Source organism: Hymenobacter gummosus, from assembly GCF_003970915.1.
GTDB lineage: Bacteria > Bacteroidota > Bacteroidia > Cytophagales > Hymenobacteraceae > Solirubrum > Solirubrum gummosum.
In genome coordinates, this window is sequence record NZ_RXOF01000013.1 from 89387 (window position 1) to 109775 (window position 20389).

The following is a 20389-nucleotide window of genomic DNA, read 5'->3' on the forward strand; positions in this document are numbered from 1 at the left end:
GTAGGCCAATCTGCCCCATCGTTTCCCTATGCTCCGCCGCCCCGTCTTTGCTGGTTTGCTCGCCGCCGTGCTGTGGCTGGCGCCGCCCCGCCCCGATTCCCGCGCCTGGGGCTTCTACGGGCACCGCAGCATCAACCGGCTGGCCGTCTTCACCCTGCCGCCCGAAATGGTGGGCTTCTACAAAAGCCGCATCGAGTACCTCACGGTGCAGGCCACCCGCCCCGACTCGCGCCGCAACGTGGTGCCCGGCGAGGCCCCGCGCCACTTCATCGACCTGGACGTGTACGGCGACTCGGCCGCCTACAAGCTGCCCCGCAACTACGCCGACGCCGTGGCCCGCTTCGGCGAGGACTCGCTGCAGCGCCACGGCATCGTGCCCTGGCACGTGGTGCGCATGAAAAACCAGCTCACCGAGGCCTTCCGCAGCCGCGACGCCGACCGCATTATCAGCCTCTCGGCCGATTTGGGGCACTACGTGGCCGATGCCTGCGTGCCCCTGCACACCACCCACAACTACAACGGGCAGCTGACCAATCAGAAGGGCATCCACGGCCTGTGGGAATCCCGCCTGCCGGAGCTGCTGGCGGCCAATTACGACTTCTTCACCGGACCGGCGCCCTACCTCGTCAGCCCCACCGACGCCATCTGGGCCACCGTCACCCGCAGCAGCGCCGCCGTCGACTCGGTGCTGCGCTTCGAGCGGGAAGTGTCGCAGAAGATGCCGGAGGACCAGAAGTACTCCTTCGAGGACCGGGGCCGCAGCACCATGCGGGTGTACTCGCAGGAGTTTAGCCGCGAGTACCACCAGAAGCTGGGCGGGCAGGTAGAGCGGCAGATGCGCCTGGCCACGCGCCTGGTGGGCGCCTTCTGGTACACCTGCTGGGTGGATGCCGGCCAGCCCGACCTCAACAACCTGCCCAAGCTGACGGAAGCTCAAATACGCCAGCTCGCCCTGCAGGACAAGGAGGAAAAAGCGGCGCCGGCCGTGGAAACGCACGGCCACGTGGACTAGCTTTGCGCTTCTAACCGCTCATTTCCCTGTCACCAGTGTTTGCTATGTCATTACTTTCCGCTCCGGGCAACGTCATCCGGGCCGCGGTCGGCGCCGCGCTATTTCTGGGACTGACGCCGCTGGCCTGGGGGCAAAAAGGCGCCTTCCGCGCCGGCTACGTGGTGCTGGCCGCCACCCCGGCCGATACGCTGCGGGGCGAAGTCGATTTGTACCGTGCCGGCCGCGTCCAGCCCCAGGTGTTGTTTCGCACGGCCCAGCAGGCTCCCCGCACTTACGGGCTCGACGAGCTGCTGGCCGCCGGCGACGCAACCGGCCTGCAGTACCGGCGCTGCCAGGTGCCCAAGGGCGAAGCCAACGTGCCGGCCATGCTGCAGGTGCTGGTGGCCGGCCCGGCCAGCCTCTACTCGGACCCCACCGGCCAGCTGCCCGCCCCGTTCTACCTCGACAAGCCGGGCCGGCAGCCCATGCCCCTAAAGCGGGAGCAGTTCATGCAGGTGCTGGAAACCGCTTTTGCCGATTGCCCGAGCCTGAGCGGCTCCCGCCGCTACGTGTACGCCGCCTCGGAGCTGCGCCAGTACGTAGCCTACTACAACCGTTGCGTGTACCCGCAGGCCACGATGCAAAATCAGCCGGTGTCGCGCAGCAAGGACCGCGTACGCCTGGGCGTGCAGGCGGGGCTGGCCCGGGTGTTTTTCTACCGTCCGTACAGGGCCGGCGGCAAGGCCCTTCCCGGAACTCTTACGCCCACGTTTGGCCTGCTCGCGACGCTGCCGCTCAACAACCACTTTGCCGTCTTCACGGGCTTTACTTACAACGGCTACCGCTCCGATAACTCCTTTAGCGAGCTGATACCCGGCTCCAGCTACCTCCGCACCTACCGCTACCAGACCAAAGGCTCGGTGGTACGCTGGCCCCTGGCACTGCGCATCACCGCCCGGCGGCCCGAGGCCCTCTGGCGCCCGTATTTCCAGGCCGGCATCCAGATGAGTTACCTGCTGGCCTCGGAGCTGAAGACACAGATCAGCCACCCCGACCCGAACACCCCGCAGGATGACGTATCGACTGCCGAATCCATTGATGGGCTGGGCCGGGGCCTGCACGGCGAAGCGGGCCTGCTGCTGCCCTGCGGCAAGGCCCGGCTGGGCATCGGCCTGCGGGGCGAGTCGACCAACGGCTTTCCGGTGCGGGGCCGCCTCTTTCTTACCGACTTCCGCCAGCTTACCCTTGGCCTGACCTACTACCACTAACCCGGCCGTTTCTGGGTAGTGACAGGCTACTGCTGCTTTTACCACCCCTGCTCCAATGAAAGGCTTCCTGACCATTGCCCTGCTCTCCGTTTCCAACCTGTTCATGACCTTCGCCTGGTACGGGCACCTGTACTTCAAGAAGCTGCCGTGGTTTGCCAAAACCGGGCTGGTGGGCGTGGTGCTGCTGAGCTGGGGGCTGGCCCTGTTTGAGTACGCCTTTCAGGTGCCGGCCAACCGCCTGGGCTTCGAGGAGAATGGCGGGCCCTTCAGCCTGTTTCAGCTCAAGGTCATTCAGGAAGTCATTACGCTGACGGTGTTTACCCTGTGCGCCGTGTTCGTGTTCAAGTCCGACACGCTGCGCTGGAACCACCTCGTGGGCTTTGGGCTGCTGGTGGCGGCCGTGTACGTCATCTTCCGCAAGTGGTAAGGCAGGAGAATTGTCCAACCGTATTTTCGTAGAAATACTCTTTTTACAAGTTCAACGTGCGTTGTTCGTTTCTTCTTCTATCCGCGCTGGCGTTGCCGGCCGTCGGTAGCGCGCAAAGCGTCCTTTTCCAACCTGGCTACGTGGTGCGCAGCGCCGCCCCCACCGACACCATCCGCGGCTACGTCGACACGTACCGGGGCACGCACCGCTGGGGCTTCGTGCGTTTCCGCGCGACGCCGGATGGCGCCACCGAAGTGCTGCACACGCGCGAGCTACAGGCCGTAGGCACGGCCGATGGCCGGCAGGTGTTGCGCACGCGCCCGGTCAGCGGCGACAGTCTGCGCCTGCTGGAAGTGGTGGCCGATGGCCCCCTGAACCTGTATTACGGCTACTCGCCGCGCGCCGACGTGGATTTCTTTCTGCAGCAAAACGGGGGCGAGGTACTGCCGCTACGCCGCACCCAGTTCCTGCCCGTGCTGCAGAGCGTAATGGCGGGCTGCCCCACGCTCGCCGTCAACGGTGGCAAGCAGCGCCTGCAGTACGCGCGCCAACCGCTGGCCCAGCTTGTCGATGCCTACAACCGCTGCTCTACCGTGGCCGGGAAAGCCCACCGCTACCCCGGCGCCCGGCCGCCCCGCCCCGAAATAGGCGTGCGCGCGGGGCTGCAGCGCAGCCAGCTCTGGTACGAAGACAATGGCCACGCTTTCGGCTACCAGAAGCCGGATGCCAACACCAACTTTACGGGTGCCGTCCAGCTCACCCTGCCCATCGGCGGGAGCTTCCGGGCCGTGGTGGAGGGCGCCTACAGCCAGGCACACTCCTACGTGCAGGTGCACGACTTGCCGCGGGCGTCCGTCAACTACTTCACGCGCAGCGCCGATTTAAAGGCCAGCTACCTGCAAGTGCCCCTGATGCTGCGCTGGCAGGTGGGCCGGGAGGGGCGGCTGGTGCGCCCCTTCGTGGAGGCCGGTGGGGGCCTGAACGTGGTGCTGAACTACCGGGCCTGGTACACCGAAACGCCCGATGTGTCTTACGACAAGGCCGACGCCTACGATTTGGGAATGGACCGCGTGCAATTCATGGTGCGCGGGGGCGGGGGCGTCGATGTGCGGACGCCCATTGGCAAGCTGGGCGTAGCCCTGCACACCCAACGCGTGAGCATCGGCAGCCCGCGGGAGAAAACCGCCTTCCGCCTGCTGCAATCGGATTTGTCCCTGTCTTATATGTGGTAATTTCTAGCCGCCTTGCGCACCTGACAGGTGCTAGTTGCGCGCTTTGCTTACCTTCCCACCCAACCACTTCACCTCTTAAACTTTCTAACTCTTATGGAGCAATCCTACACGTCGCCGACCGGTATGCCGCCGGGCAGCCCCCGCCCCAAAAACTGGCTGGTCGAATCCATTCTGGTAACGCTGTTTTGCTGCCTGCCATTCGGTATCGTGGCCATTATCAACGCGGCCAGCGTGAATACCAAGTACGATGCGGGTGACTACGCCGGCGCCCAAGAAGCATCCGCCCAAGCCGGCAAGTGGGTCAAGTATGGACTTTACGCCGCCATTGCCCAGGTCGCCCTTGGCATTATCCTGTCGGTGATGGGCGTATTCGGCGGCATGATGAGCGGTCTGGCCTCGTAGCATGTCCCTCACCACCAACTTTGTAGCGCCGCTTCGGGCACTGCCGCCGGCCCGTTTGCTCGGGCTGGGGCTGTTGTTCGGAGCGGCGCTGCTGTTTGTTACCGTTTACTACCGCCTCGACCCGGCCCGGCATTTCTTTCCGCGCTGCCCGCTGCATTGGCTGACTGGCCTGCACTGCCCCGGCTGCGGCACGCAGCGCGCCCTGCACGCGCTGCTGCACGGCCACTGGCAACAAGCAGCCGGCCACAATCTGCTGGCGGCCCTGTACGCGCCGGTGCTAGTCTTTGGGGCAGCCGAGCGCGTGCGCGCGGAGTTGACCGGGCGGCCCCGGCGTACTTCGTTTTTGTACCGGCCCTGGTTTGGCTGGCTTACGGTGACGCTGGTGCTGTCGTTTGCCGTGCTGCGCAACCTGCCAGGGCCGCTGGGTCACTGGCTGGCACCTTAAGCCTCCTGACATAAAAAAGCCCCTGCTCAACCAAGCAGGGGCTTTTTTTGTGCTACCGGGGCTATTGCGCCGCCATTACTTTCAGCACCTGGCTGCGGCCGTCTACTGTCAGCTGCAGGGTGTACAGGCCGGCGGCCAGCGCGGGCACGGCCAGGGTCAGTTGCTGCGCGCCGGCCGCCACCGGGGCCGTTTGCCGGTGCACCAGCTGGCCCAGGCCGTTGAACAGGCGTACCTCCACCGGCTGGGCCCGTTGCGCCTCGAAGCGCACCATCAGCTCCCGCGCGAAGGGGTTCGGGAAGGCGGCCGTGCTGGCGGCCGGGCGGTAGTCGGCAGCTTTCAGAATGTTGGCGAAGGTGCGCATACTGCCCCAGGTTTCGGTGCCGCTGGAGGTGGGCAGATTAACCTTGCGGTAGCCCAGCAGGGTATTGAGCTGCTCGTAGTAAACGCCCCCGGTGTAGGACAATACCAGCCCCAGGCCCGCCGCGTAACGGCGGCCACTTTCGTTGTCGATGATGGAGCCGAGCTGCAGACTGTCGCCGGTAGCGGGCAGGCACACCTGCCGCATGATGACGTCCTGCACTTTGCGGCCCCGGTACTCGGCCGTGCGCCAGCCGGCCCGGGTGAGGGGCCGCCAGATTTGCCCGGCAGGCCCACCCACCGCGTCGGTGAGCTGGCTAAGCAGGCTTTCGTCGGTGGCGGCCACTGTGAGACTGTGGGTGGAGCCGGCAGTGAGCACGGTGCCGGGCGTGTTCTGGCAGAAGCCTGCCGGGGAGCCGGGCCTGCCGTAATTTCGCGTCAGCACCCGGCGCCAGATGGTGTAGCGCACCGTGTCGCCCTGGGCACTGAGGCGGCGGGTGAGCACGCTGTCCCGGGTCCAGCTTTCGGAGCAGATGTCGCCCCCGCTGGTGGTGCGCTGCTGGGCGTAGCGCAAAAACACGTCGCCGGGCTGGTAGTCGTGAATGGCGTAGTGGCCCACGGCGGGCTGGCCTACCCAGCGGCCCGCCACCTGCAGCGCCGTCAGGGCAAGGCGGCGCGGGCGCTGCCCGTTCAGGTAGCTGCCCAGCGCGGGCCCCTCCACAAAGCCGAACTGCTTGCTCAGCAGCAGCGTCTGCCCGTCGGAAAAGGTGATGGTGGTTATCGAGTCCGGCACGCCGAGCACCGTGCCCACGCCGCGGGCGGTGGTGCGGGCCGTCAGCCCGGCGGCCGTGGCCGTCCACACCTGGTTGAGCGGGGCCTGGGTTTTGAGCAGCAGGGTACGCCCGTTGGCCGCGCGCAGCTCGTATTCGTGCCGGCGGTAACCGATGACGACGGTGGCGCCGAACAGCCCGTCGGGCCGCGCCACTTGCTCGGCCCGGCAGGCGCTGGCCCACCGCGTCGGGATGCCCACCACGCGGCCGCTGAAGCGCCCGAGCGAGTCGGGGGAAGTGACGGGGCCGGCGTAGCTCAGGCGCACGGTGTGGGTGGTGTCGCCGGGCGTGCCCACCTCGCTTAGCTGGTATAGCACGCCAGCCCGCAGCAGCGGGCGGTAGATGGTCTGGGCCGGGGCCGCGGAGGCTAGCAGCAGCCCGCAGAGGCAGGCGTACAGGTGTTTCATAAAACGCGGAAAATGAAGAAAATAAATACGGCCGCAGATTACGCATAAGCCCGCGAACAAGCAAGCCGGCCGGCCCGCACAACTCCGCTTCCGGGCCTGCGTACCTAGCGCGTTGCCCAGCCGCTTCTTCCCCCCTTATATGACTCGTTTTCTTCGCCTTCCCCTAGGCTTACTGTTGTGTTGCGCCCTGCTGCTGGCCCACCCAGCCCAAGCCCAGAAAGTGGGTTTGGTGCTCAGCGGCGGCGGTGCCAAGGGCCTGGCCCACGTGGGCGTGCTCAAAGTGCTTGAGCAAAACCGTATTCCCATCGATTACATCGTGGGCACCAGCATGGGCGCCATCGTCGGCGGGCTGTACGCGGCCGGCTACTCGCCCAAGGAAATTGAGGAAATTGTCATCAGCCCGCAGTTTCAGGACTGGGTGGCCGGCCGCCCGCTCGAAGGCAAGGTCTTCAACTACTACGACGCCGACCCCTCCCCCGCCGCCCTGCACCTGCGCCTGGCCCTCGACTCGACCCTGAAAGCCCGCGTGACGCCCAAGCTGGTGGACGACGTGACGCTGAACTACGTGCTGGCCACCATGCTGGCTCCGGCCGGCGCCATTTCCGGCTACGATTTCAACAAGCTCTTCGTGCCCTACCGGGCCGTGGCTTCCGAGGTGTTTACCCGCGAGAAAGTGGTGCAGCGCAGCGGCTCCCTGTCCGACGCGGTGCGCAACTCCATGGCCTTCCCGCTGGCCTTCCGCCCCATCCGCCAGCCCGACGGCCGCTACCTGTTCGACGGAGCCGTGGTTGATAACTTTCCCACCGGCGTGATGAAGGAGGAGTTCAAGCCCGATATCATCATCGGGGTGAACGTGGGCGACGTGGCCTTCAAGAACTATCCGAAGAACCAGGATGACGCCCTGCTCACCGGCACGCTCATTTTCCTGGGCTCGAACGCGGCCGATACCTTGTCGGTGGGCCGCAACGGCATTTTCATTCAGCCGGATCTGCAGGGCATCACGGCCGGCGACTTCGGCAAGGTGCGCAAGCTGGTGAGCCTGGGCGAGCAGGCGGCCAGCGCCAAGCTGGCGCTGACGCTGCAGCGCATTCCGCGCCGCGAGGATACGCTGGCCCTGCAGCAGCGCCGCCGCGCCTTCCAGGAGCGCGCCCCCAAGCCCGACTTTAAGGAAATTCGGGTGCAGGGCATTCCGCAGGTGCAACAGAAGTTCGTCACGCGCTTTTTCCGCCGCACCGGCTCCTCCTACACGCCCTCCGACATCGAGGAAGGCTACTACCGCCTCGTCAACAACGACTTTTTCAACAACGTGTACCCGCGCATCCGCTACGACCGGAAGCAGGAGGGCTACGTGCTGAGCATGGATGCGCGCCAGAACTCCAACCTCACCACCGATTTGGGCGTGCTGCTGACCACGCGCTCCATGAGCAACTTCTACCTCGGCGCCGCTTACCGCTACCTCAACCGCTACCTGTACACCATCAAGGCCGACGCCACCATCGGGCGCTTCTACAACGGGGCCGAGGGCTCGTTCCGGGTCAGCATTCCGGGCCGCATTCCGTTCTACGTCGAGCCGACCATCATCTTCAACAACTTTAACTACCAGGATACCGGCGGCTTGCTCGGCACCGAGCGGGCCAGCAACACGGCCCTGCAGCAGCGCGACCTGAAAACCTTCGTGCAGGTGGGCATCAGCCCCAACTACCGCAGCCGCTACATCCTCAGCTTCGGGGCGTTTACCAACCGCGACCGGTTTACCAACTCCGACCAGATCCGCACCGACGACGTACTCGACCAGAACCGCTTCCAGGGCTTCACCGGGGCCGTCACGTTTCAGCGCAACTCCCTGAACCGCCGCCAGTACGCCACCCGCGGCCGCCGGGCCGAGTTCAGCTTCCGCGCCGTGACGGGCCAGGAAAAATACGAGCCTGGCTCCACGGCCGACAGCCTCGAAGGCCGCGAGCGAAACCACCAGTGGCTGCAGGGCAAGCTGTTCACGGAGCAGTACTTCAGCCTGAACAAGGCCGACACCGTGGGCGCCCGCACCCACGCCTGGGGCTACATGACGGAGCTGGTGGCCACCACCCAGGGGCTGTTTTCCACCTACCGCTCCACGCTCACCGTGTCGCCGGCTTTCCTGCCCCTGCCCGACTCGCGCACCATCTTCCTCGACAACTACCGCGGCACGGCCTACGCCGCCGCCGGCCTGCGCTACGTGAAGGCCATTGCAGGCACGCTAGAATGGCGCACCGAGGCCTACGCCCACCTGTTTGTGCGTCCCTGGGACCGGCGCCCCGACAACCCGCTGCTGGCCCAGCGCACCAACTTCCTGAGCCGGCCTTACCTCACCGTGATGACCGGCCTGCAGTACCAGACGCCCGTAGGGCCGGCGGCTCTGCAGTTCATTCACTACGACGAGCAGGAGCACCAGTTCGGCGTCTTCGCCCACATCGGCTACGTGCTGTTCCGCGACCGGTCGCTGGACTAGCCCCCTCCTGGCCCCGCCCCTTCGGCCGCCGCCCGGTTCCTGGTGGAACGGGGCGGCTGTTTCGTTTGGCGCCGGCTCGGTCAGAGGGTCCATACCGGGGGCAGGTACCAGGCTACAGCCGGCCGACTCACCAAATTCCGGCGTTGACCGCCCACCACCCGTCGTTGACAGTATTTCGACGGGGCGGTAGCAGGGAGTGACTCTTCTTTGTGCGTGCCAGCCTCACCGGACGCCCCAGATGCGGCACTGCTTCTGGCAGTATACGGGGTAATCAGCAGCAGCAGCCACAAAATGCCGGTTTCTCGTCCTCGTTTGGGTGGTAATCACTGCTCTCCAAGCCAAATAACCGGCCCGTTTTGGGAATAGTTGGGCTTAACCAACACACTCCATGAAGTTACGCATAAAAGCAAGTAAAATTATGCTTTAAACGGGTTATTTTACCACATTTAGCCGCACGAACTCCGCTTACCCCATTGCCCAATGCTTGTCACTGCATCGGGCTGCCGCCTCCCGCCTGCCTGCCTATTGCAACGCCGCTTTACCCGACCCGCTTTCGAGGGTTGGACAGTTTGTCGCACCCTCTGACTTCGCACCCCGCTTACTTTTTTCACACCCTTTTTCCATTCCTCTCCTAATGGATGCATTCCTCGGTGAAATCCGCCCGGTCGGATTCAATTATGCCCCCGCTAACTGGGCCTTGTGCCAGGGCCAGCTACTGCCCATCAGCCAATACTCTGCCCTGTTCAGCTTGCTGGGCACGATGTACGGGGGTGACGGCAAAACCACTTTTGCCTTACCCAACCTCTGCGGCCGGGCCGCCGTGTGCGCCGGCCAGGGCGCGGGCCTGACGAACTACGTTCCCGGCATGACCCTGGGCTCAGAAAACGAGACGCTGCAACTCAGCCAGCTGCCGGCCCATACCCACGCATTTGCCGGTACCGTGCAGGCCAGCTCCGCTGCGGGGGCCTCCACCCAGCCGTCGGGTAACTACTTCGCCAGCAATGGGCTCGACCAGTTCAGCGAAGAGCCGGGCACCAGCAAGATGGCCCCCGGCGCCATTGGCGGCGCCAGCACCCCGGCGGGCGACGGGCAGCCCCACCCCAACATGATGCCCTACCTGGCGGTGAACTTCGCCATTTGCCTGAACGGCATTTACCCGCAGCGCCCCTGACCGCTGCGTCGAACCGCTTCCCCCTCATTTTCTTCCTTTTCTCATGGATAACTACCTCGGAGAAATCCGCATGTTCGCCGGCAACTTCGCCCCCCAGGGCTGGTTTTTTTGTCAGGGCCAACTCCTGAGCATCTCGCAGTACGACGCGCTGTTTGCCCTGCTGGGCACCACCTACGGGGGCGACGGGATGACGACGTTTGCCCTGCCCAACATGCAGTCCCGCGTTATCGTCGGGCAGGGCCCGAGCCAGAGCGGCACCGCGTACCCGCGGGGCACGATGGGCGGTAGCGAAACCGTCGGGCTGACAACCCAGCAGATGCCCGCGCACAGCCACGCGGTCAAGCCCGTGCTGAACGCCAACCAGGGCGGCCCTGTCACCAACAACCCCGTCCAGGCCCTGCCCGCCACCAGCGCCACCGATGCCTACAACGCCACCGCGGGCGCCAGTATGGGGGCGGGGGCCATTGCCGATGCCCAGTTGGGGCCAGCCGGCAACAGCCAGCCGCACAACAACCTGCAGCCCGTGCAGGCCATCAACTACATCATCGCCTGGGAGGGCATTTACCCCTCGACAAACTAAGTCGCCGCCGCGCGGCCCGTTTTCTTTCCACGCCTACGCTTTCTTCCTATGGAACCTTATCTGGGCGAGATTCGCCTGTTCGGCTTCGGCCAAACGCCCCGGGGCTGGATGCCCTGCAGCGGGCAGCTGCTGCCCATCAACCAAAACCAGGCCCTGTTTGCTCTGCTGGGCACCACCTACGGCGGCAACGGCGTCAACACTTTCGCGCTGCCCAACCTGAACGGGCGCGTCATGCTCGGCACGGGCCAATCGGCCAGCAGTGGGGCCACCTACTCCTGGGGCCAGGTGGGCGGGGCGGAAAGCGTCACGCTGCTGGCGGGGCAGATGCCCGCGCACCAGCACATGCTCAGCGCCACGCTGTACGCCACCAACTCGGCGGACCAAAACTCGCCGGCCGGTAACTACCTCAGCCAGAGCACCAACAACCAGTTCAGCACGAGCCCGGCCAATACCGGCATGGCCGCCGCCGCCATTCAGGGCACGGTCAGCAACGCCGGCGGCAGCCAGGCCCACGAAAACCGCCAGCCCTTCATTGCCATGAACTACCAGATAGCAGTGCAGGGCATTTTCCCGTCGCGGGGCTAGCCCGACGCTTTCGGCACGCGCGCCGGCGCTGGGGCCTGCCGCCCCGGGGCCGGCGCCGTTGCCGCTGTTTCTATTACCCATTGCCATGCCCGAACTAGCCGTCATCATCAGCAGCACGCTGGGCTGGCCCCTGCTGCACGACCTGGCCACCCAGGGCGCCGTGGCGGGCGTGGCCGTGCCCGCGGCGCCCCCTGCGGAAACCGACGAGCTGGCCGCCCAAGCGGCCGCCCTGGGCCTGCCGGTGGTGCGGCTGTCGCGCCCCGGCCTGGCCGCCGCCCTGGAAGCCTGGATGACGCCGCTGGCCCCGCAGGCCGTGCTGGTGCTCACGTTTCCGTGGCGCGTGCCCGCCCGCGTGCTGGCGCTGCCGCCGCTGGGCTTTCTGAACGTGCACTTTGCCCCGCTGCCCGGCTATCGCGGCCCCGAGCCGCTGTTCTGGCTGCTGCGCAACGGCGAAACCAGCGGCGCCGTGACCCTGCACCGCATGGAAGCCGACTTCGACACGGGCCCGGTACTGCTCACCGAGCCGGTCCCCCTCGGGCCGACCGACACGCACGGGCTGCACCGCGGGCAGCTGGCCGGCCGGGCCGTGGCCGTGGGCCGCCGCCTGCTGGCCGCCCTGCGCGGGGCGGCGCCCCCGCTGCAGCCGCAGCCGCAGGCCGCCGGGGGGCGCTACTGGCCCCGCGCCACCCTGGCCGACGTGTGCGTGCGCTGGGACGAGCCCGCCGAGGCCATTCACCGCCTGGTGCGGGCCAGCAACCCCTGGAACCGCGGCGCCCTGGCCACGCTGCGCGGCCAGCCCCTGCGCCTGCTGGGCGTGACGCCCGTGCCCGCCACCGTGCAGGCCCCGCCCGGCACCGTGGTGCGGGCTACTGCGGCCGAGGGCCTGCTGGTGGCCTGCGGCGCCGGCCAGGTGCTCCGGCTCGACATCCTGGCCCTGGACGAGGGCTACTTCACCGGGGCGCAGCTGGTGGCCTTGGGCGTGCAGGCGGGCGAAGTGCTCGGCCAGCTGGACCCGCCCGCAACCGCCTAAAAAAAAGCGCGGCCGTCTGTTCCTAACCCCGTAGCTTTGCCCGGGCAAACGCACGTCGTTTCCAACTCATCCTCAATTCCTTGCATGAGACATCTTTTACTTACCCTGCTGGCTTTCCTGGCCGTGCTCGGGGGCGCCCGGGCGCAGACCCTGCTGCGGCAGGAAAGCTTTGAAACCGACGGCGAGGGCACGCGCTACACCTCGACCACCTTTGACCGGCGCAACGAGTCGCCGACGCCTTTCACGGCGCAGTACTTCCTGCGCGAGGACAACCCGGTGCAGTCAGCGACCGGTCAGCAAACGTTCGGCACCACTGCCAGCCCCGTTACCATCGGCAACGTGACGGGCAACACGGGCACCGTGCCCGTGACGCCGGTGCCCGCCAGCTACCCCGCCGGCACTTTTTTCTGGGCCTGCGAAGGAGCCCGGGGACAAGGCACCGTGCTGCGGCCCGCCCCCACCGTGACGCTGAACCCGGTAACCGTGACGGGCTACAGCAGCCTGAAGGTGCAGGTGGCGCTGGCCGATGCCCGCGGGAGCGGCTCGCCCCTGGCCGCCGCGCAGTGGGAAAACGACGATTACGTGCGCGTGCAAGTCCGGCAGAACGGCACCGGCGCCTGGACGACCGTCGGGCAGTTTGTGGGCGACAACAGCGCGGCCAATACGCCCGGCAACCTGCGCCGGGACACCAATCTCGACGGTATTTCCTACAACGAGTCGTCGGCGACGCTCTCGGTTTCGCTTACTGATTTTACCTTCGACGTAAGCGGTACCGCCACGACGCTGGAAGTGCGCGTGGAGGTGGACGCCAACGGCGGCACCGAGGAGCTGGCCTTTGACAACATCCGCGTGCTGGGCACCATTAGCGCCACCCAGCCGCCCGTACTGGCTAACATCGAGAGCAGCAACCTGACCTACAACGAGGGCGACCCGGCCACCCTCATCACCAGTGCAGTGACGGTGGGCGACCAGGACAGCCCCACCCTGACCGGCGCCACCGTAAGCCTGACGACGGGCTTTATCACCGGCCAGGACCAGCTGCTGTTCACGAACCAGAACGGCATCAGCGGCAGCTACAACCCCAGCACCGGGGTACTAACGCTGACGGGCTCGGCCTTGCTGGCCAACTACCAGACGGCGCTGCGCTCGGTACGCTACCAGAACACGCAAACGGTCACGGCCGTGGGCGGGCTGCGCCTCGCCAACTTCCAGGTGTCGGACGGCACGAATGCCTCCAATACGCAGTCGCGCTACATCAACGTGGTGGCCCAGCTGAACGCGCCGGCCGCGCTGCCCTACGTGGAAGACTTTGAAACCAGCGGCGAAGGGCTGCGCTATGCCTCCAACGCCTGGGAAGGCTCGGGGGTCTGCCTGGGCTTTCTGCGCGTGAGTACCAACCCCTACGCCTGCTCGCCCGTCACGTTCGGCAACGTCAGCAACACGTCCTACTGGTACTCCGAGGGCACCTCCAACCCGGCCAACCCCAATACTGTGGACATCGGCACGTTCGTGTTGGCGCCGGTAAACGCCAGCGCTTACCGCGACTTGCGCTTCAGCATCCGGCTGGCTACGGGGCAAGCCCTGCAGTGGGAAAACGACGACTACTTCAAGGTATTCTACCGCGTCAATAACGGCAGTTGGACGCTGTTTGGGGCTTTTTACGGCAATGGCACGCCGTCGGTCCCCGGCGAGCTGCAGCGCGACCTGAACCTGGACGGCGTGGCCGATGGGACGGGCACCATTCTGGGGCCGACCATGCAGGCCATTGACTTTATCGTGCCAGCCGGCGCCAACGAAGGCAGCGCGGTGGATTTCATGATTGAAATCAACAGCGACGGTCAGGAAGAGCTGGCCTTCGACCGCATCAGCGTGACGGGCACCCAGATAGTGCTACCGACGGTAACCACGGCTGCGGCCAGCAACGTGGCCCCCACCACGGCCACGCTGGGCGGCAACGTGACGGCCGACGGCGGCGGCACCATCACGGAGCGGGGCGTGGTGTACGTGCAGGGCACGGGCACTCCCACCACCAGCAACACCAAGCTCACGGCCACGGGCACTACGGGCGGCTTCACGGTTTCGGCCACGGGCCTGACGGCCAGCACCCAGTACACGGTGCGAGCCTACGCCATCAACAGCCAGGGCACCAGCTACGGCAGCAACGTCGCCTTCACCACGCTCGCCCCGGTGAGCGGCACGACGGTGGTGACGAACGTGGCCTGCCGCGGCGGCAACACCGGGGCCATCAACCTGACGCCCACGGGCGGCGTGGCCCCCTACACCTTCAACTGGGGCGGCGGCGTCACTACTGAGGACCGCACGAACCTGGTGGCGGGCACCTACACCGTCACCATCACCGACGTGAACGGTAACACGGGTACGGTCAGTGCCACGGTGAACCAGCCAGCCAGCGGCCCCGGCGGCACGACCGTAGTAACGAATGTGGCTTGCTTCGGCGGCAACACCGGGGCCATCAACCTCACGCCCACGGGCGGCACCGGGCCCTACACGTTTAACTGGGTCGGCGGCATAACGACGGAGGACCGCACGAACCTGACGGAGGGCACCTACACCGTGACCATCACCGACGCCAACGGCTGCACCGGCACCGTCAGCGCCACGGTGACGCAGCCCGCTACGGCGATAAGCGGTACGACGGTGGTGACGAACGTGGCCTGCTTCGGCGGCTCGACCGGGGCCATCAATCTCACGCCTTCGGGCGGCACCGGGCCCTACACGTTTAACTGGGGCGGGGGCGTGACGACGGAGGACCGCACGAACCTGGTGGCGGGCACCTACACCGTGACCATCACCGACGCCAATGGCTGCACGGGCACGGTCAATGCCACGGTGACGCAGCCCGCCGCGGCCCTGACGGTCACCCCAAACTCGCAAACCAACATCGCCTGCTTTGGCGGTAACAACGGGCGGGTGCAGGTGGCCGTCAGCGGCGGCACCACGCCCTATACCTACGACTGGACCCCCGGTAACCCCATTGGCGACGGCACCGCGTCCGTATCGAACCTGAGCGCGGGCACCTACACCGTGACCGTGACCGACGCCAGAGGCTGCACCGCTACGCGCAACTTTACCATTACGCAGCCCTCGGCCCTGGCTACCACCGGCTCGCAGACGGACGTGACGACCTTCGGCGGCTCGAACGGTACGGCCACGGTAACGGTGTCGGGCGGCACGCCCAGTTACACGTACTTGTGGAGCCCGTCGCCCGGCGGCGGGCAGGGCACGGCTACGGCCACGGGCCTGACGGCTCGCACGTACACCGTCACTGCCACCGATGCCAACAGCTGCACCATTCAGCGCAGCTTCACCATCACGCAGCCCACGCAGGCCCCGGTGATATTCGCGCCGGCCAACGGGCAAACGATCAGCAGTACCACGCCCACCTACGCGGGTACGGCGGTGCCCAACGCCACGGTGACGGTGTACGTGGACGGCGCGGCGCTGGGCAGCACGGCCACGGCCAATGCCTCGGGCAACTGGACGCTGACGCAGCCCACGCCCCTGAGCAGCGGCAGCCACCAGGTGTACGCCACGGCCCAGGCCAGCGGCGCGGCGGTGAGTGCCAACTCGGCCACCAATACTTTTACGGTGCAGAACCCGGCCACCTACACCAGCAGCACGGCCGACCAGCCTAACACCGGCCGCGTGGCCGCGGATAGCCAGAACCAGGAGATTCTGCGCGTAGCCATTACCATCGGGGGCGGGCCCGACCTGCCGCTGAATGCCCAGTCCTTCTCGTTTACCACCAACGGCAGCACCGACCCGGCCGACATTACCGCCGCGCGGGTGTTCTACACGGGGACCAGCGGCACCCTGAGCACGACCAACCAGTTCGGCAGCACTGTAGCCAACCCTAACGGCAGCTTCACCGTGACCGGCGCGCAGCAGCTGACGACGGGCACCAACTACTTCTTCCTGGTGTACGACGTGGCCGCTAATGCCGCCACCAACAACCTGCTCGACGCCACCGTGCCCAGCCTGACCATCAGCGGTACGGCCTATACGCCGAGCGTGACGAGCCCGACGGGTAGCCGCCGCATCATCAGGACCGAGCGCGTAGCGGGCAACGCCCTGCGCTTCAACGGCACCAGCAACGGCTACGTGGACCTGGGCGCCTCCTTCCCGACGCTGGGCGCGCAGTACACGCAGGAGCTGTGGGTGAAGCCCCTGGCCGCCAGCGGCAACGTCATGCGCGGGGTGCTGGGCTACGACCCGGGCAACCCGAACAACCGCTCCCCCTTCGTTGCCATTTCCGAAAACAACGAGGTGCAGATCGGTTTCGGCACGGGCAGCAGCCTGGTATCGTACACGTCGCCCAACAACACGGTGGTCCAGAACCAGTGGAACCACGTGGTGGCCACCTTCGGCGGGGGCAACCTGCGCCTGTACGTGAACGGGGTGCTGATCAACACGCAGAGCACCGGCGGCGCGACGCCCATCCTGACCACGGCCCCGCGCTTCGTGGGCAAGCTCAACGCCAACACGGCCACGGCGTACTTCAACGGTGACATCGACGAAGTGGCGCAGTGGAACTCGGCGCTGACGCTGGACGACATCCGCCTGCGCCGTCACCTGGTGCTGAGCGGCGTGGAAGCCGGCCTGGTTTCCTACCTGCAGTTCAACGAAGGCAGCGGCAACGTGCTGGACCCGGTCAGCGGTGCTTCGGCGCCGCTTACGGGCACCGGCGTCGCCCGCGCGACGAGCACGGCGCCGGTGGGCTACGGCACCAGCGCCCGGCAGACCATCAACGCCAACGGCACGGCTACCTTCGCGGGCACCAACACCGCCCTCAACTTCAGCAGCGTCTCGGGCTCCTTCGACGTGACGGTAGCCCGCCTCGACGGCCTCCCCCAAGGCACGCAGCCGAGTGGCCTGGCCCACTATTACACGCCCGCCTACTGGATTATCAACAAGTACGGCACCGGCAACTTCGGCAACGCGGCCGTGACCTACACGCTCGGCGCCACGGACATCAGCGCAGCTGATGCGGGCAGCCCGGCCACCACGCTGCGCCTGCTCAAGCGCGCCAGCAACAGCGACGGGGCCTTCGACACGCCCATTCCGGCCGTGGCTGCCAGCGCCTCGGGCACGGTGACGTTTAACGTTACCTCGTTTAGCCAGACGGTTATCGGCACGCTGGGTACCTCGCCGCTGCCGGTGGAGCTGAAGAGCTTCACGGCCGAGCGCGTGGGCGAAGACGGCCTGCTGCGCTGGACCACCGCCCAGGAGAAGAACAACGCCTACTTCGAAGTGGAAAGCTCGGCCGATGGCCAGCAGTTCCGCAGCATCGGCCGCGTGACGGGCAACGGCACCAGCACCGTGGCCCGCGAGTACCAGCTGACCGACCGCAACCTGAGCCGCTACGGCCGCTCGGTAGTCTACTACCGCCTGCGCCAGGTCGACCAGGACGGCACCGAGCACGAGTCGGCCATCGTGACGCTGGCCGTGCCGCAGCAGGAGCTGACGGCCGAGGTCTTCCCGAACCCGGCCGCCGACCAGCTGACCATCCGCGTGGCGGGCCTCGGCGCAGCCAAGGTACAGGCCCAGCTCTACGACGCCCAGGGCCGCCTGGTGCAGCGCCTGACCCAGGCCGTAACGAACGGCTCCGACATCCAAGCCTCGGTGAAGGAGCTGCCCAACGGCGTGTACACCCTGCGCCTGCTGCTGCCCGACCGGGTGCTGCACCGCAGCATCGTGGTGCAACACTAAGCGGCTGCTCCGCGCTGAACAGAAAAGCCCCGGCTGCACCAGCAGTCGGGGCTTTTTGTTGCGGGCTGCCCGGTGGGCTGCGTGCGGGCCTCCTACGCCCCTGGCAGCAGCCGCGGCCAGCCGCTCACGGCCATTAGTAGCGTACCAGCGGCAGTGACATCGGGCGCTGCGGGCCGCTTACCTGCACCACGTAGGTGCCAGGGCGCAGGGCCTGCAGGGAAAGCGGTTGGAGCTGGGCGCCGGCGGCCTGCAGCTGCTGCACCACGCGGCCGGTTACGTCGAGCACGCGCACCGAGTAGCGGCCGGCGGCCAGGGCGCGCAAATCGAGGGTGGCGTCCGCCCCGGCGGCGGGGTTGGGGTAGAGCGCAATGGCCGGGGTCAGCTTGTCGGCGAAGCGCACGACCCGCACCTCGGAGTACGAGGCGGTGCCGTCAAGGTCGACCTGGCGCAGACGGTAGTAGAGCTGCTGGCCGGCGCGGGCCGCGGCGGCGTCGTGGTAGCGGTACTCGGCGGCCGTGGTGGCGGTGCCGCGGCCGCTCACGCTGCCCACCCGCTCGAAGCGGCGGCCGTCGGCGGAGCGCTCCACCTCAAACCGGTCGTTGTTTTTTTCCTGGGCCGTGGTCCAGCTCAGCGCGGCATCCGGCCCCTGGGCGCGGGCCTCGAAGCGCGTCAGCTCCACCGGTAGCGGGGCGCCGCTGATGGCCGTCGTCACCGAGGCCGAGTTATTGGCGTCGACCGGGTCGGGCACGGCCGAGGAAGCGGCGGTAGCCAGGCCGGCTACCGGGCCGGTGCTGGGCGCGCGGAAGGTCACGGTGTGGTCGACGGGCGTGCTGCTGCTGGCGAGGCTGCTGATTTGCCCGAAGGTCACCCAGCCGGTGCCCGGGTCGTAGCTGCCGCCGGCGGCCGTCACGTTGGCAGCGGGCAGGCCGGTGGGCAGCTGCAGCTTGGGCACCACGTTGGTAGCCGTGAGGCCGCCGGCGTTGCTGGTGCGCATGGCGTAGGTGATGTTGCTACCGGCCGTAGCCGTGGTCGGGCCGCTCACGGTGGTGGCCAGGTCGGCGCCCTGCACCGTCACGGTGATGTTGGCCGGGCTGGAGGTATAGTCGCCGCGCAGCACCGACTGCACCGTGTACGGGGCCGTGACGGTGCCGGCGAAGGAGCCGCTGGGCGTGAAGGTCACCACGCCCGCGCTGTTGACGGCGAAGGAGCCCTTGCCCGGCACGGCCAGGGAAGTCTGCACGCCGGCCGTGTTCGGGTCGAGGTCAACCGTGGCGGGGTCGAGGTTGCTGCCCGGGGCCACGTCATTGCCCAGGATGGACACGTTCACGGCTGCGTTGTAGGCCGTGGTGGCGGCATCATCGGCGGCGAAGGGCACCTGCACCAGGTTGAGGTTGCGGATTTCGTGCACGTTGGTGCTGCCGCCGGTGGCACCGGCAAAGCCCAGGCGCAGGTTCGAGGGCGGGGTAGCCACCTGGAAGCTGCTGATGGCGGTGTGCACCGCATTGCCGTGCTGAATGCGCACCGTAATGCGGTAGGTGGTGGTGCCGCCCGCGGTGGTGGGCACCACGTCGATGTAGGCGCGGCGGTAGTCGGCCGAGCCGGCCTGGGCCCGGGCGGTGGGCACGTCCAGGGTGAAGCCCAGCGCGTTCAGGCTGGTGCCGGTGAGGTAAGGGTAGTCGGTGCTGGAGGAGCCGTTGCCGGCGCCACGGATGGCCACCGCGTTGGGTACCTTGCCCTCACTGTCGCCCACGGCGGCCCCGCCCGAGCGGCCTTCGGTGCCGGCCGAGTAGTTGCCAAACTCGTCGATACCAATGCCGATGTAGCCGCGCGAGACGCCCGCCGCCACCGGGTCGACGGTTTTCTGGGCGTAGCCGAGGGAGCCGCCCGAGGCCCCGATGCGGAAACCCGAGCTGGGCTGGTTGGCCGCGTCGACCAGGAACACGCTGAAGCCGTCGGCGCCGTCGGCAGTGGTGCGGCCGTAGCTGAAGAACTCAAACGAGATGGTAAAGCCCGCCCCGGCCGGGAAGCCTACGTTGTCGATGGCGTAGCCGGCTTGGTTGGTCACGGCGTCGGTGAGGCGCAGGTAGCCCTGGCCCACGGCGTCGTTGCCGCTGCCGCCGGTACCCGTCAGTCGGGCCGCGCCGCCGAAGGTAAAGTTGGTGGCCGCGTTGCCCTTAAAGGTTTCGTTGCGCGGAAAAGCGGCGGTCTGGGCCGCGGCCCGGGGCAGGTTCACGGCCAGCAGGCTGCCCAGCAGCAGCCCGCCAACCGTACGCACGAGGGTATTGCCTCGCAGGGGGAGAGTACAAGTTGTGTTCATAGCATTAGTAGAAGGAAGTGGCGTGGAGAAGCAAATCATATTTGCACTTCTAAGGTAACAGAGTCGTTTTCCGGCGCACAATAGCTCATCCTATCGGTTTCTTAGCAAAAGCATATTTTTCACGCATATTCT

At 66.9% G+C, this 20389-nt stretch carries 14 protein-coding genes; 12 read left to right on the plus strand and 2 right to left on the minus strand.

All coding sequences use genetic code 11. The features are described 5' to 3' along the window. The first annotated feature begins 28 nt into the window (after window positions 1-28). From EJV47_RS19945 to EJV47_RS19970, 6 genes are all read left to right on the plus strand, one after another. A complete protein-coding gene (locus tag EJV47_RS19945; RefSeq protein WP_126694968.1) occupies window positions 29-1012 on the plus strand; it encodes a zinc dependent phospholipase C family protein in 984 nt (327 codons plus the stop codon). A gap of 44 nt (window positions 1013-1056) precedes the next feature. Then, entirely contained in the window at window positions 1057-2259 is a 1203-nt protein-coding gene (locus EJV47_RS19950; RefSeq protein ID WP_126694969.1) for an outer membrane beta-barrel protein, read from the plus strand. A 55-nt stretch (window positions 2260-2314) separates the two neighbouring features. Continuing rightward, window positions 2315-2686, plus strand: a complete 372-nt coding sequence (locus EJV47_RS19955; protein WP_126694970.1) for a DMT family protein — start codon at window positions 2315-2317, stop codon at window positions 2684-2686. A 143-nt stretch (window positions 2687-2829) separates the two neighbouring features. After that, window positions 2830-3918, plus strand: a complete 1089-nt coding sequence (locus EJV47_RS19960; RefSeq protein WP_126694971.1) for a porin family protein — start codon at window positions 2830-2832, stop codon at window positions 3916-3918. Between the two features lie 93 nt (window positions 3919-4011). Continuing rightward, complete coding sequence (locus EJV47_RS19965; RefSeq protein ID WP_207895935.1) at window positions 4012-4320, plus strand: CD225/dispanin family protein; 309 nt, start codon at window positions 4012-4014, stop codon at window positions 4318-4320. Window position 4321: 1 nt separating this feature from the next. Next, on the plus strand, window positions 4322-4765 hold the full coding sequence (locus EJV47_RS19970) for a DUF2752 domain-containing protein (RefSeq protein ID WP_126694972.1): 444 nt from the start codon (window positions 4322-4324) through the stop codon (window positions 4763-4765). 61 nt (window positions 4766-4826) lie between these two features. On the opposite strand, the gene EJV47_RS19975 is transcribed toward EJV47_RS19970, so the two are convergent. Further along, window positions 4827-6359, minus strand: coding sequence for a T9SS type A sorting domain-containing protein (locus EJV47_RS19975; protein WP_126694973.1), 1533 nt, complete (start codon window positions 6357-6359; stop codon window positions 4827-4829). Between the two features lie 139 nt (window positions 6360-6498). On the opposite strand from EJV47_RS19975, the gene EJV47_RS19980 reads away from it, so the two are divergent. The 6 genes from EJV47_RS19980 to EJV47_RS20005 all read left to right on the plus strand — a co-directional run bounded on the left by EJV47_RS19980 (window position 6499) and on the right by EJV47_RS20005 (window position 17940). Further along, window positions 6499-8844 (plus strand): patatin-like phospholipase family protein, encoded by a 2346-nt coding sequence (locus tag EJV47_RS19980; RefSeq protein ID WP_126694974.1) that lies wholly within the window; start codon window positions 6499-6501, stop codon window positions 8842-8844. 634 nt (window positions 8845-9478) lie between these two features. Continuing rightward, window positions 9479-10015, plus strand: a complete 537-nt coding sequence (locus EJV47_RS19985; protein ID WP_126694975.1) for a phage tail protein — start codon at window positions 9479-9481, stop codon at window positions 10013-10015. A 43-nt stretch (window positions 10016-10058) separates the two neighbouring features. Then, window positions 10059-10595, plus strand: a complete 537-nt coding sequence (locus tag EJV47_RS19990) for a phage tail protein (protein WP_126694976.1) — start codon at window positions 10059-10061, stop codon at window positions 10593-10595. Window positions 10596-10643: 48 nt separating this feature from the next. Beyond that, the gene (locus EJV47_RS19995; protein WP_126694977.1) at window positions 10644-11180 is read left to right on the plus strand and encodes a phage tail protein; all 537 of its coding nucleotides are present in this window, start codon (window positions 10644-10646) and stop codon (window positions 11178-11180) included. A gap of 85 nt (window positions 11181-11265) precedes the next feature. Then, a complete protein-coding gene (locus EJV47_RS20000) occupies window positions 11266-12210 on the plus strand; it encodes a methionyl-tRNA formyltransferase (RefSeq protein ID WP_126694978.1) in 945 nt (314 codons plus the stop codon). A gap of 84 nt (window positions 12211-12294) precedes the next feature. After that, window positions 12295-17940, plus strand: coding sequence for a T9SS type A sorting domain-containing protein (locus tag EJV47_RS20005; RefSeq protein WP_126694979.1), 5646 nt, complete (start codon window positions 12295-12297; stop codon window positions 17938-17940). 133 nt (window positions 17941-18073) lie between these two features. Here EJV47_RS20005 and EJV47_RS20010 read toward each other — a convergent pair whose 3' ends face one another. Continuing rightward, entirely contained in the window at window positions 18074-20215 is a 2142-nt protein-coding gene (locus EJV47_RS20010; protein ID WP_165903844.1) for a T9SS type A sorting domain-containing protein, read from the minus strand. Window positions 20216-20389: the final 174 nt, after the last annotated feature.

Excerpts from the sequence above, each read along its gene's own strand:
- EJV47_RS19945 (WP_126694968.1), top strand. The coding sequence starts at position 29 with ATGCTCCGCCGCCCCGTCTTTGCTGGTTTGCTCGCCGCCGTGCTGTGG.
- EJV47_RS19950 (WP_126694969.1), top strand. The coding sequence starts at position 1,057 with ATGTCATTACTTTCCGCTCCGGGCAACGTCATCCGGGCCGCGGTCGGC.
- EJV47_RS19955 (WP_126694970.1), top strand. The coding sequence starts at position 2,315 with ATGAAAGGCTTCCTGACCATTGCCCTGCTCTCCGTTTCCAACCTGTTC.
- EJV47_RS19965 (WP_207895935.1), top strand. The coding sequence starts at position 4,012 with ATGGAGCAATCCTACACGTCGCCGACCGGTATGCCGCCGGGCAGCCCC.
- EJV47_RS19970 (WP_126694972.1), top strand. The coding sequence starts at position 4,322 with ATGTCCCTCACCACCAACTTTGTAGCGCCGCTTCGGGCACTGCCGCCG.
- EJV47_RS19975 (WP_126694973.1), bottom strand. The coding sequence starts at position 6,359 with ATGAAACACCTGTACGCCTGCCTCTGCGGGCTGCTGCTAGCCTCCGCG.
- EJV47_RS19980 (WP_126694974.1), top strand. The coding sequence starts at position 6,499 with ATGACTCGTTTTCTTCGCCTTCCCCTAGGCTTACTGTTGTGTTGCGCC.
- EJV47_RS19985 (WP_126694975.1), top strand. The coding sequence starts at position 9,479 with ATGGATGCATTCCTCGGTGAAATCCGCCCGGTCGGATTCAATTATGCC.
- EJV47_RS19990 (WP_126694976.1), top strand. The coding sequence starts at position 10,059 with ATGGATAACTACCTCGGAGAAATCCGCATGTTCGCCGGCAACTTCGCC.
- EJV47_RS19995 (WP_126694977.1), top strand. The coding sequence starts at position 10,644 with ATGGAACCTTATCTGGGCGAGATTCGCCTGTTCGGCTTCGGCCAAACG.
- EJV47_RS20000 (WP_126694978.1), top strand. The coding sequence starts at position 11,266 with ATGCCCGAACTAGCCGTCATCATCAGCAGCACGCTGGGCTGGCCCCTG.
- EJV47_RS20005 (WP_126694979.1), top strand. The coding sequence starts at position 12,295 with ATGAGACATCTTTTACTTACCCTGCTGGCTTTCCTGGCCGTGCTCGGG.